Genomic DNA, 12,104 nt, shown 5'->3' on the forward strand with positions numbered 1-12,104 from the left:
TGTATTCAGTGAGATATTCTTCGGCCAGAGATGGCTCTTGCTCATACATCAGGCTTGCCGTATTATCAATGGCAGGTTGCATTTTTTCAAATTTATCCTCCAACTCTGTCTGCACTTTCCGGATATCCTCAATCATATAGCTGTAACGGCTGTACGACATATTGGAAACCCAGTTGAAAACCCAAAAAGCAGCATCCCAGGTAAATTCAAGCATATTACCGTTTCCTTCTGCATATTCGCGGGGCGCGCTCTCAATACCTGCATACATGGGAACATAAACCGAAGCGTTGGCATCATCAACACCAAACCAGAGAATGCCACCAACAGGATTTGGAAGCCAGTTACGCATTTGTGCCACAAATGAGAATCCCGTTTGCTGAGTGGCAATGGCACGTTCGTTAAGGTATTCCATGCTGTCTACTTCCCATGTCAGGGGTCGCCAGCGATAGGGTACCTTAAACGGGCCGGCTCCTGCATCTTTTGTCATGTCGAGTGGCGTCCCCTCAAAATGATCGCGCATGATGTTCATAATATCTCTCGCACTTACTTTTTTCGCGGGTTTGAAAAACAGAGGCAATCGTTCCTCCGATTCGCCCAGGATGAAATCTGTATATTGGTCAGCTTCTTTTTCATTAACATGACGAAATGCACTCCATACCCTGGCTTCGCAAAATCGAATAGCACCGTAATCTATGGGAGCATAAGCATCGGCAAAACTGAAATCCTTGTTTTTACCACCAAAATAACCCTTTTCACGGGCAAAAGAAATGACATCGTGTGAGTAGAGGCAATTCTCTTCATCATTCAGGGGAAACGTTGTAATACGGGCCTGGTTGGCATGCGCAGTCATGTATCCCTCGGGTACTTTGCGTGCAACCCAAACAGCTCCTTTGTTTTTCGGTCCTTTACCAATCATTTCCATGATCCACACTTCATTGGGATCGGCAATGGAAAAGCTTTCGCCTGAACTGTAATAACCGTACTCCTCAACAAGCGACGTCATGATATTGATGGCATCGCGAGCGGTTTTTGCTCGTTGTAAAGCAACATAGATCAGGCTTCCGTAGTCCATAATGCCTGTGGTATCACGCAGTTCACTACGGCCACCAAAGGTTGTTTCGGCTATGGAAACCTGATTTTCATTCATGTTTCCGATCACTTTATAGGTATGAGGCACCTGCTTTATCTCTCCCAGATATTTTCCGGTATCCCATTCATATATATCGAGCATAGCATCTTGGGGATGGTCCTGTGCCGGCCGGAAATACAATTCACCGTAAAGAACATGCGAATCGGCGGCATACGTGATCATTGTGGAACCGTCCACGGAGGCATTCTTTGAAACCAAAATGTTAGTACAGGCATAAATTCCGGATGTGTTCATCGAAAATCCGGTAATCAGGGCGATTATCCCAAATAAATTCAGTGCTTTTTTCATATCAATTCAATGTTGTTATGCTTTATTGTTTTGGGGGGGAAGAGTTGCAAAAATAAGAAAAAACGGGTGACCGGACATGATTATTGACAAGATATTGGAAGAGGGGTTTAAAATGGGGTAGTAAGCAGCCTCGATGCTTATGATGATCTGCCCGAAAACATCCCTGACCTTTTTGCTGAAAGACCCATAATCATATCCGGGAAATACAGGGGACAACCGCAAGGTGTATTAAAAGTAACTCAACCTCAACCTCAACCTCAACCTTAGCTGTTTGGGGACAACCGCAGGGTGTATTAAAAGTAACCGGAAAATCAGGAAAGAATACCATCTCAAAAAGCCTTGAAATTAATGCTGATAATCATGAGAATAAGGCTCCTTATTTTATTAAAAAGGCGGAACTGTTTATTCCGCCTTTTATCAGTATAAAATTAGTCTAAGTTATTGGTCTGATGGAACTCGCATGATTGTGTTTTATACATGTTCTTTTGCGACAAACCTTGTCATGCTCGTTTCATTCGTATATAATTAGTCTAAGTTATTGGAATGATACAACTTATCATACTTTAATTGATGTTAGATTCTTCGCTCCGCTCAGAATGACAAACTGTCTAATGTCATTCTGAGGAGGTAACGACGAAGAATCTGTTCCCTGTTTTTAGTTTCTTTGATGATTAGAGGTTAATTATACATGTTCTTTTGTGACAAACCTTGCCATGCTCGTTTCATGGTGATGATTTTTTATGGTATTGTTTGTAAATTACCACCTCTTTATGAAAAAAATCAATACCCGGTGTGATTATTATTGCTTGCAACTCTTTGTAGACAAGCTTGAATATTATAAAATCCCATTCTTTTATTAATTTTACCTGTCGACTTTTTCGAAAAAGGATTATTTACGACATCGTGAAATCATTAATAAAAACATATTTCCAGTTTAATGAATAGCAAATTTTTCACCAACGAAGAATCCGATACATTATTAAATAAAATCAAAGGAGTATTTGAATATAAGAACATTTACTTTTTTGATGCTCTCGTGGGATATTTCCGGGCTTCGGGATATTTTCAAATTCGTGATTTTGTTGAGAAAGCTGCCGAAATTCGGGTTCTTGTGGGGATTAACATTGACAAGTTGGTTTTGGAAGCGCATCAGCAGGGTTTGCTTTTTGATCCAAATGCGGAAAAGGCCCAAGAGGAGTTTTTCCAGAGTGTCAGGCAAAACATTCAGGAGGCAAAATATGACCGTAAGGTGGAGGATGGTATGTTGCAGTTGATTGAGGAAGTGGTTAAAAAAGGGAAATCAAAGACATTGTATTCACGAGTTATCCCTGTTATTTTGTTGCGCAAAACCTTGCCAGGGCGGGAAATTAAGGGGCATAATCTGACGTGTAAGTTGTATGAAGCTAAGTCCGGAATAATAAGAATTTATCTTTTTCATGAAGAAAATAAGGGCAGAGTTATTGTTGTTGGAGGTCTTAAGGATAATCAGGATAAAGACTTGAAATCAGTAAAAAGGATAATAAAAGATTATCAGGATGAAACGAGCATGACAAAGATTGCCACAAAAGGACATGTATAAGTTCTTGCATGCGAGTTCCATCCGACCTTGATAAATAAATTTTATGCGGATGAAAAGAAACGAGAATATTAAAGAAAAAATACTTAATGAACCTTCCTATTGGATCGAGGGAATTAATGGTTTTCTATATGATGCCATTGTTTCTTATATGGAAGAAAATGGCTTAAACAGGACGAAACTGGCTGAATATTTAGGGATAAGCAAAGGCCGTATTTCACAAATTCTTAATGATGGAGATATTAATTTCAGCATTGCCAAAATTATTGAAATTGCACTGAAGGTTGGTAAATATCCTGTTTTTGAGTTGCAGGATAAACAAGAATATTTGAATCGTTCTCCAAAAACAAAAAATGTGGTGAATATGGTTATGGATTATGACACGGAATCTTTTGCTGACCAGGAAATTCATGAAGATGGTTCAGATGCTGAGACTCCGGTTGTGTCCATAAATAATAATTATACTATAGAAAATCAATTGGCTTATAGCGAATAATGGCAAAAGACAAAGGACATATAAAAATAGAATATAAGATCATTAAGATCCATACAACGGAATTCTTTTTTGAAGATTTAAGTGAACAGGAAATCGATCAGTTGATACAGAATTCAGGTTCACTTGCCATTAATATTAATAATACGGTGAATATTGATGCGGCGAAATCTGTTATTGCAATAGATGTTTCATCCAGACTTTTAAAAAAAAGTGATGAAACGGTATTGATCCGTCATACTGGCCGAACAGCTTTTCAGATCAAAAATCTTCGTGAAACTTTTGACGAAGAGCAGCAAATGTATAAGATTCCAACCGATTTGTTGGTACAGCTGCATAGTCTGGCTTATTCTCACGCACGAGCATTAGCTGCAACAGAAGTTAGTCCGACAGCTTATAAGGATAAATTTTTCCTTCCGGTGGTTGACCCTTCTAAATTTATTCAGAAGGAATAAAATTTTTTAAAAGGTTCGCAATCTTTAATTCTGGTTCCGGCCCGCAATATTGTAAACCGAACCTCACCTTCCGGTTATTTGTAAGTAATTCACGCATGCGATTTTATACTGTATTTGGGCTTCAGTATAATCGTTAAGTGACTTTTGAAGTTGTGCCTGAGCATCAAGCACATCAGATACGTTTACCATGCCGGCATCGTAGCTGTTTTGATTAAGCCGGAGATTTTCGTCGGCTTGTTCTACTGAAATTTTTGCCAATTGCAATTGCTTATAGGCTTCGTTAAGCGTATTTCGTCCTTGTTGCATTTGTAACAGCAGTTTTTCATTGGTGTCGTTTACCCTGTTCCGGTTTTGTTCCTCTTTAATTCGGCGTTCTTTCAATTTGTGTTTGGCTTCCCACCATCCCGATATTGGTACGCTGATGGTTCCGAATGCCATTCCGAATCCGTCCCCGCTATCGTCCATAATATCAAGATATAATGCTCCTACACCTATTGCTACCTCCGGCAGATATTCGCCTCGTTGCATTCTTGTCAGGTACTTTTCGGCATCAATGCTTCGTTGCAGCATCATGTATTCTTCCCTGTTTTTCAGCGCTTCGAAGTGATCCACGTAGTACATTTCAGGTGTTTCGGATATCTCTATATCATCAACGAAGTTGATGTTCTCTGAGTATTCTACACCAATAAACTGGCAAAATGCCATTTTGGCCAGTTCTATTCCGTTTGTCAATTGGCTGAGGTTCATTTGCAGTTCATTCTGTTTCAATTTAACTTTTAGCAAATCATTTTGTGTAACCATTCCCGCCTCCCATGCGTCGAAAACCTCTTTGTGTAAAGTATCGACAAGATTAATGTACTTTTCAAGGGTTTTCTTTTTTTTGTTGAGTAAAATAATTTGCCAAAAATTTTTTTCGGTCTCCAGTATCATCTCCTTTTCAGTGATTCTTAACTGAAGTTCGCTTACTTCAACTCCTATATTGGCAAGTTTATTCCCTGTGGATATTCTTTGTCCGGTATAAACGGGCTGAGTGGCCGTTGCGATGCCAATAACTCCTTCTTCCAGCATAGGGATTGCAGCCCCGGGGAAATAGGCAAATTGTGATGCTGTTTGTAAATTCGCGGGATTACCATCATAAACCGGTAAGTCTCCGCCCGGCATCTCCATGTTTATCAAAGGGTCGGTAAACCGGTAAGTAAAAGCAGTAGCGCTGACCTGTGGAAAATATTTTGTATAGGCGGCCTTTTTCGCCTCCTTAGACGCCTCCACTTCAAGCATTTTGTTGTTCATACGAGCATTGTTGCTTAACACCATTTCTTTACACTGATCCAGGGAATAGGTCTGTGCTTTTACTGAAAAGGGTAACAACAATACAAAAACTGATATGATGGAATATTTTAGGTTCATTGTACTAAAATTTATAATTGTCTTATTTTTGTGTCCGGGATTTCACTTGATTATTATCTTTATCTCTGACGTCAAGAATTTTAACACGGACAAATAGTTTCCAATAGACAACAGGTAAGGTCAAAACGAGTAATACCATTCCAAAAATAGTTCCCCAAAAAATTGTAATACCCGTAGGCGACCATAGCGATGAATTGCTGATAATCATGGGAATAATTCCTATTGCAGTTGTCATTGAAGTGAGAAAAATAGGAACGATGCGTCTTTTACCGGCTTCGTAAGCAGCTGTTTTTGCATTTTGCCGCTCTTTCGTTCGTGAATTTTCGGCATGTTCAAACAGGATGATTGCATTTCTTATGGTGATACCGAAAAGCGTGATAAGTCCCATAAATCCGGTTAAGCTTAACGGGGTACCTGTAATCCATAACCCGAATGCCATTCCGGGAATAATCAATGAGAGTGACAGTAAAGCGGTAAGCGCAACACTAATTTTCATAAAATTGAACAATAATAATAAGAAAAACAGACAAATTGCGACAATAATTGCCTTCGTAATCAATGGTATAACCTCTCTGTCGGCTTCATAAACACCTCCATATTCAAATTTTATGTCATGAGGTAATATAGGAGATATTTTGTTTTCCATAATATTGCTCATTGCTGAAAACGCATCTGATTCGTTTGCCCCTCTTTTCACATCAGCTAAAATGCTGATTGTACGTACACCGTTGCGGCGTACAATTTGTCCTTCGTTCCATACCGGTTTAACTGTGGCTACCTGACGTAATGGGACCGATATCCCGGGAATGGCGGTTGAGATGTATTTATCTTCAACTTGCTCCGGATTATCAAAATCTTTTTCTTTCGCCGTTTTCATCACAATTGACAAAGGATAATCCTCCTCCCAAACCGTTTCAACAGGAATGCCTGAATAGTATCCCGCGAGTTCCAATTCTGTTAACCCTCTTACAACACCCAACCTTGAAGCTTCAGTTGTATTAAGATTTATTTTCATGCCCGGCAGCGGTTCTTCATAATTGGTGTGTAACCAAACCAATTCCTCAATGTCACTAAATGATTGAATGATCGTGTCAGCATATTGTTTTAGTTCAGAAATATCATCACCAGATAAGCGCACTTCCATCGTGTTTTCTGCCAGGGTGTACTCTAACTGCTTAAATTTGACGAAAGCATTGGGATAATGATTCTGATATTTTGAAGCATAGTCATCGAGTACATCGACCGTTGCCTGGTTCGATTTGGTATTCACTATAAACTGTGCAAAGTTTTCCCCGCCAATATTTGGAGCATAAGTGGATTGGAAACGGGGGGATGACATCCCTATAAATGAAGCTATCGAAGTCACCCGTTCGTCTTGTGCCAACACTTTATATACACTGTCAGCAACACTTCGTGTCTCTTCAACGGGTGTTCCGTAAGGCAGGTATATCTCAACGGCAAACTGATCCCGGTCGGCATAAGGAAACATTCGCGTATCAAGATTGAAAAAAACAACCAAAGAAAAGATTACAATAACAGCTGTTGTACATATAGTAATATAGGGATACCTGAAAGTCCAGTCCAATGCCCTATTGTAAACATTCTGTACAATTCTGTTCAGATTAAATTTTTTATTGTTCGAAATAACCTTTCTCTTTATGAACAAATACTCCATAAAAGGGATATAGATCATTGCCAGGATGAAAGAAACAAACAACGCTATGCTGAATGTCCATGGGAAATGAATGATAAAGTCTTTCCATATTCCTGTAAGGATAGTTAAAAGAGGGAAAAAGACAATACAAATCGAAAAAGTTGCGAGCAAAATAGCTCCGCTGTAATTTTGGGCACTGAGTACAGCCGACCTCCAGCGCGAAAACCCTTTTTCAAGATACTCAAAATAACCGTCTATAACCACTACGGAATTATCCACAATCATGCCCAATACAATAATCAGAACCGCGAGGGTAACCATATTGAGCGGGATGCTGAATATGTACATTATACCCAGTGTTATAAATATTGTGATGGGAATGGTTGTAGAAACTATAACGGCCGTTCTGAAAGGGAAAAGAATCATCATAACAAGAATGACCACTATAATGGCTATTATGAGGTCGCGAAGGAATGAATTTATAGAGTTTTTCACTACTTTGGGTTGGTCGGCAATGCGTTCAATGGATACATCGTCGGGGATAACAGTGGAAAATTCACTCAGAATCTCATCTACATCTTTGCCATATTTTACGATGTTAAACCCCTCGCGCATTTCCATAGAGAGGATAATTGATTTTTTCCCGTTATTCAGGGTATAGCTCGTCGGACTTTCGTACTCTCTTTTTATGGTTGCAACATCTTTTAGCCTTAAAATATTTCCCTGCGGGTCGGAATAAATGATTTGTTCCGCTACTTCCTTCTCTGTATCGTATAAGGGCGAAACGTATAAAGGCATATTTCCCTGAGTGGTTTCTATCATTCCCGAGTAGGTCGTTACCCCCTGAGAAAACAGGGTGGTTGCCAATAGTTTGTAATTGAGGCCGTACGCAGCCAGTTTGTCCCGGTCTAAATAAACGGATATCTGTTCTTTCTGAAGCCCGTATTTACGCAGATTGGAAGCTGATTTAAGCCGACGTAATCTGTCTTCCAATATCTCTGCATAATCTTCCAGTTCGCGGTAGGTACGGGTATCCGATTCCAATGCAATAAGTAGCGCTGAGGTATCTCCAAAATCGTCGTTTGCAATAACGGCCAATACACCGCTGGGAAGCTGTGATTTAAAACCGGATAATCCATGTTTAATTTTTGACCATACTTTGTCCTTGTCTTTTACATTCTCCTCTAATTCTACCATCACATAAACAATTCCGTCGCGGGACATGGAATAGGTTTTTTCTCTCCTGACTTCATCATAAGTGAACAGGAATCTTTCCAACGGTTTTGTAAGTTGTTCTTCAACTTGTGCCGAGGTGGCCCCGGGATATACGCCGACTACTAATCCCTGCCGAATGGTGAATTCAGGGAACTCCTGCTTGGGCATTTCAATTAAACCATAGACGCCCAGAATCATTAGGGCCACTATAAAAAAGAACATTATCTTATGGTGGCGCATGGCCTTTTCTATTAATTCATAAACTTTACTCATAATGTTCTTAATTTTTGCCCGTCAGACACTTTTTGATACCCTTTTGAAATAATTTCATCTCCAATTGAAAGGCCACTGATTATCCCGACGCCCTCACTTTTTTGATGGCCTGTTTCGATGATCTGTTTTTTGGCCTGTCCGTTGACTACTTTCCATACAAATGTGTTCCCGTTACCATCCTGAAGAATACAATGATTGGGCACTACAATTGTATATTCACTCATGTTGTTCCTGATTGAGACATTACAAACCATTCCGGGCAATAGTTTATTGTCTTGATTGTTAACTAAAATCCAGGTATTGTAGGTGTGGGATACGGAGTTGGCGCTAACTCCTTTCCTGCTAACAGTTCCTTCAAAATGATCATCACCTGCTGCTGATACCCGAATAGTAGCCGGCTGTCCGATGTTAATAGTATTTATCTCTTTTTCGGGAACAGCTATTTTAATATTCACTTTCTCTATTTGAAGAACGGTTAAAACCGCTTGATTGGGAAGTATGTTTTCGCCTGCATCGGCCATCTTTCGGCCAATTATGCCACTAAATGGTGCATAGATGCGGCTATCTTCCAGTTTTTTTCTGGCGATTGCTTCTGCTGAGCGTGCTTGTTCAAGTTTTGTTTGCATCTCGATATACTGAATTTCCGGAAGGCTATTTTTGTCGTAGAGCGACTGTAGTCTTCTCATGGCATCTTCAGCCTGTCTGAGAGAAGACAAAGCGGCAGCATGCAAATTTGTTAAACTATATGAATTTAACTCTGCCAGCAGGTCTCCCTTTTTAACTGGTTGTCCCTCGTTAACATATATTTTTTCAATATTTCCCGTTACCGGAAAACTGACTGACACAGACAAGTCCTCCTCTATAATTCCGATATATTCACTGCGAGATGGTGTTTCGTCTTTTACAACCGTGTAAGTCTCCACAGAAATGTAATTTTCCTGGTCTGTATGGTCACTATTTTCTTTGCACGAGTATGCACTAAAAAACATCGCAAACCCCAAAAAATGAATCCAAAGCGGTTTTTTCATGTTCTAATCACTTAATTAAGTTGTTTTTTTTCGGAAGACAAATATATACCTGAATTATTCAAAAAAAAAGAGAATTGGCCCTGAAAATTTTCTGAAATTGAGTTATCCTGGCGGGAACCGGGAATTGCATTTAGGGTTACTTTTACAAATACAAACTTCCAAAAGCAGCACGAGTTACAACAAGAGTTACAACAGGAATCAAAACAAGAGTCTGTCTATAGTAAAGTGTTAAAGCTATTGAATGATAAGACTTTATCCACCAGGGATATTTCCGGGCACTTGGGGCAAAAATCCATTTCCGGACACCTGAAAAGAATATTGTCCAGGTTAATTAAAGATGGATTAGTGGAATGGACAGAACCTGATGCCGTGAAAAGCTCAAAACAATAATATAAAATTACTGAAAAGGGTAATTTGTTCCTGAAGCTTATTGAAAAAGACGAATTCAAATAATTTTCCAATACCCGGGAGAAACAAACTTTCTCTATTATTTAAAGTCATTATTTTTTCACAAAAATGGATTATCTGGGCAACAAAGAACTCTTAAACCTGCATAAAACCGGATTCCTTTCATCCCGGAAGTGCCCGGCCAGTGTTGTGTTAAAAAGTTACGAATGGGCCAAAGCACAACGGCAACAGGGCAACTGTATCGTGTGCGGAAACCATTCAACAATCGAGAAAGATGTCTTCGAAATTCTTTTAAAAGGTTCGCAACCTTTAATTCTGGTTCTGGCCCGCCATATGAAAAGCCGTTGGGATGAAAACATTACAACTGCACTTAACCAGAACAGACTCTTAATTATTAGTCCTTTCCCTGAAAATGTAAAACGCATTACAAGGGAAACTGCTTATTGCCGAAATCTTGAAATTATAAAAATGTGTGATTGTCTTACAGTCGGGTACGTATCACCGGGCGGACAATTAGCGAAATTACTTGAGAAGAAAAATTTTAGTTATCTATAACCCAAACTGGTCTGGGTACACGTCTTACTTTCCGATACAAAAATTCTTAAAAATATTCCCCAATACTTCATCAGTAGAAATTTGTCCGGTGATTTCTCCTAAATAGTGGAGTACTTCGCGGATATCCTGAGCAATGAAGTCACCCGAAATGCCGGTTTCGAGTCCCTGGCGGGTGCGAATAATTCCATCGCGGGCATTTTTGAGGGCTTCGTAGTGACGGGCGTTGGTTACCACCACTTCATCGTTGTCAATGGCACCTGTATCGACTGTTTTCAGAAGTTCGCGAACCAAATGATCGAGATTTGTGTGGTGTTTGGCCGACAAGGGAACAATGGCATCGGCGCCTGTTAATTCCCGAAAAGATTCTTCGGAAAAGCGTTTTTTAATGGTATCGGGACTTACCAAATCTGTTTTATTGATGACAACAATAAGTTGTTGATGGCCTGAATTCATGTGATTTTTGACATCCGAGACCGCCTTGTGAATTTTTTTGTCCTCATCGCGGGCATCCATGATCAGGACAACGACGGAAGCTTGTTTTATTTTATTGTAGGTCAGTGCAATACCCATACTTTCCACCTTGTCGATGGTTTCGCGAATGCCGGCAGTATCGATAAATCGGAAAGTAATACCTTCGATGTTCATTACATCCTCAATAACATCGCGGGTGGTGCCGTGAACATCGGAAACAATGGCTCTTTCTTCCTGCAGGAGGGCATTGAGGAGGGTAGATTTTCCGGCGTTGGTATGACCTACTATGGCAACAGGAATACCGTTTTTTATGGCATTGCCCAGCGAAAAAGAGTCGATGAGTTTTTTGAGTACCCTGTCAATTTCGTTGACAAGGTTGATTAACTGAGAACGGTCGGCAAATTCCACATCTTCTTCACTAAAGTCGAGTTCGAGTTCGATAAGTGAAGTAAATTCAAGAAGTTTAGCCCGCAGATTGATCAATTGGTTTGAAAAGCCTCCTTTCATTTGCTTCAGAGCCACCCGCCGGGCCGATTCGCTGCGAGCTGCAATAAGGTCGGCTACGGCTTCGGCCTGACTCAGATCCATTTTTCCGTTGAGGAATGCGCGCTGGGTAAATTCTCCAGGTTTGGCCATGCGAGCGCCATTATCAATAAGAAGGTTTAATATTTTTTGTTGAATGTAGATGGCACCGTGACAGGAGATTTCGACAATGTCGTCTCCGGTAAAGGAATGGGGTGCACGGAAAAGTGACAACACAACTTCATCAATTTCTTTTTGGCCGTCTGAAATGGAGCCATAATGAATTGTTTGGGCACGTTGCTCACTTAACTTTTTGTGTCTGGAGGCGGGTCTGAAAATTTTTTCTGATATATTGATTGCCTCCGGACCGGCAATTCTGATTACGGCAATAGCCCCTGTTCCGGGAGGGGTTGATATGGCACAAATGGTATCTTCGAGAATCATTGACTAATTTTTCCGCAAAGATACTTAGAAAAATACACTTGCAATAGACCGTTAGATGTTTAGATGATCAGTTGTCAGATACAGGCTAAATGTTATTTTGAGTTGCCAGGTAAAATTTTCCACGCAAAAGCTGCAAAAGATTAGCACGCAAAGACACAAAAGATC

General features: G+C 40.1%; 10 protein-coding genes. 5 read left to right on the forward strand and 5 right to left on the reverse strand.

Translation table 11 applies throughout. The features are described from left to right. On the reverse strand, window positions 1-1,438 hold a 1,438-nt coding region (locus tag OQ5_RS0111570), incomplete at its 3' end, for a dipeptidase (RefSeq protein ID WP_016777653.1). A gap of 937 nt (window positions 1,439-2,375) precedes the next feature. Here OQ5_RS0111570 and OQ5_RS0111580 point away from each other — a divergent pair. Genes OQ5_RS0111580 through OQ5_RS0111590 form a run of 3 tightly spaced genes read left to right on the forward strand, consistent with a single transcriptional unit; the run spans window position 2,376 to window position 3,962 of the window. After that, window positions 2,376-3,017, forward strand: coding sequence for a helicase (locus tag OQ5_RS0111580; protein ID WP_010418536.1), 642 nt, complete (start codon window positions 2,376-2,378; stop codon window positions 3,015-3,017). A gap of 49 nt (window positions 3,018-3,066) precedes the next feature. Continuing rightward, window positions 3,067-3,510 carry a helix-turn-helix domain-containing protein gene (locus OQ5_RS0111585; protein WP_010418538.1) on the forward strand — a complete coding sequence of 148 codons (444 nt, stop codon included), beginning with the start codon at window positions 3,067-3,069 and terminating at the stop codon, window positions 3,508-3,510. Further along, on the forward strand, window positions 3,510-3,962 hold the full coding sequence (locus OQ5_RS0111590; RefSeq protein WP_010418541.1) for a hypothetical protein: 453 nt from the start codon (window positions 3,510-3,512) through the stop codon (window positions 3,960-3,962). The genes OQ5_RS0111585 and OQ5_RS0111590 overlap by 1 nt, the downstream gene beginning before the upstream one ends. Before the next feature lie 63 nt (window positions 3,963-4,025). On the opposite strand, the gene OQ5_RS0111595 is transcribed toward OQ5_RS0111590, so the two are convergent. From OQ5_RS0111595 to OQ5_RS0111605, 3 genes are read right to left on the reverse strand one after another with little or no spacing between them, the layout of a single operon-like run. Further along, window positions 4,026-5,369 carry a TolC family protein gene (locus OQ5_RS0111595; RefSeq protein ID WP_016777655.1) on the reverse strand — a complete coding sequence of 448 codons (1,344 nt, stop codon included), beginning with the start codon at window positions 5,367-5,369 and terminating at the stop codon, window positions 4,026-4,028. Window positions 5,370-5,391: 22 nt separating this feature from the next. Continuing rightward, complete coding sequence (locus tag OQ5_RS0111600) at window positions 5,392-8,511, reverse strand: efflux RND transporter permease subunit (protein ID WP_016777656.1); 3,120 nt, start codon at window positions 8,509-8,511, stop codon at window positions 5,392-5,394. Beyond that, on the reverse strand, window positions 8,508-9,539 hold the full coding sequence (locus tag OQ5_RS0111605) for an efflux RND transporter periplasmic adaptor subunit (protein ID WP_016777657.1): 1,032 nt from the start codon (window positions 9,537-9,539) through the stop codon (window positions 8,508-8,510). The genes OQ5_RS0111600 and OQ5_RS0111605 overlap by 4 nt, the downstream gene beginning before the upstream one ends. A 237-nt stretch (window positions 9,540-9,776) precedes the next feature. On the opposite strand from OQ5_RS0111605, the gene OQ5_RS23515 reads away from it, so the two are divergent. Then, window positions 9,777-9,929, forward strand: a complete 153-nt coding sequence (locus OQ5_RS23515) for a hypothetical protein (protein ID WP_176694081.1) — start codon at window positions 9,777-9,779, stop codon at window positions 9,927-9,929. Window positions 9,930-10,055: 126 nt separating this feature from the next. Next, window positions 10,056-10,502, forward strand: a complete 447-nt coding sequence (locus OQ5_RS0111610) for a hypothetical protein (RefSeq protein WP_016777658.1) — start codon at window positions 10,056-10,058, stop codon at window positions 10,500-10,502. A 24-nt stretch (window positions 10,503-10,526) separates the two neighbouring features. Here OQ5_RS0111610 and mnmE read toward each other — a convergent pair whose 3' ends face one another. After that, window positions 10,527-11,939 carry a tRNA uridine-5-carboxymethylaminomethyl(34) synthesis GTPase MnmE gene (gene mnmE, locus OQ5_RS0111615; protein WP_016777659.1) on the reverse strand — a complete coding sequence of 471 codons (1,413 nt, stop codon included), beginning with the start codon at window positions 11,937-11,939 and terminating at the stop codon, window positions 10,527-10,529. Window positions 11,940-12,104: the final 165 nt, after the last annotated feature.

It is taken from the genome of Anaerophaga thermohalophila str. Valhall, from assembly GCF_000250735.1.
In the GTDB taxonomy this organism is placed as follows: Bacteria; Bacteroidota; Bacteroidia; order Bacteroidales; family Marinilabiliaceae; genus Anaerophaga; species Anaerophaga thermohalophila_A.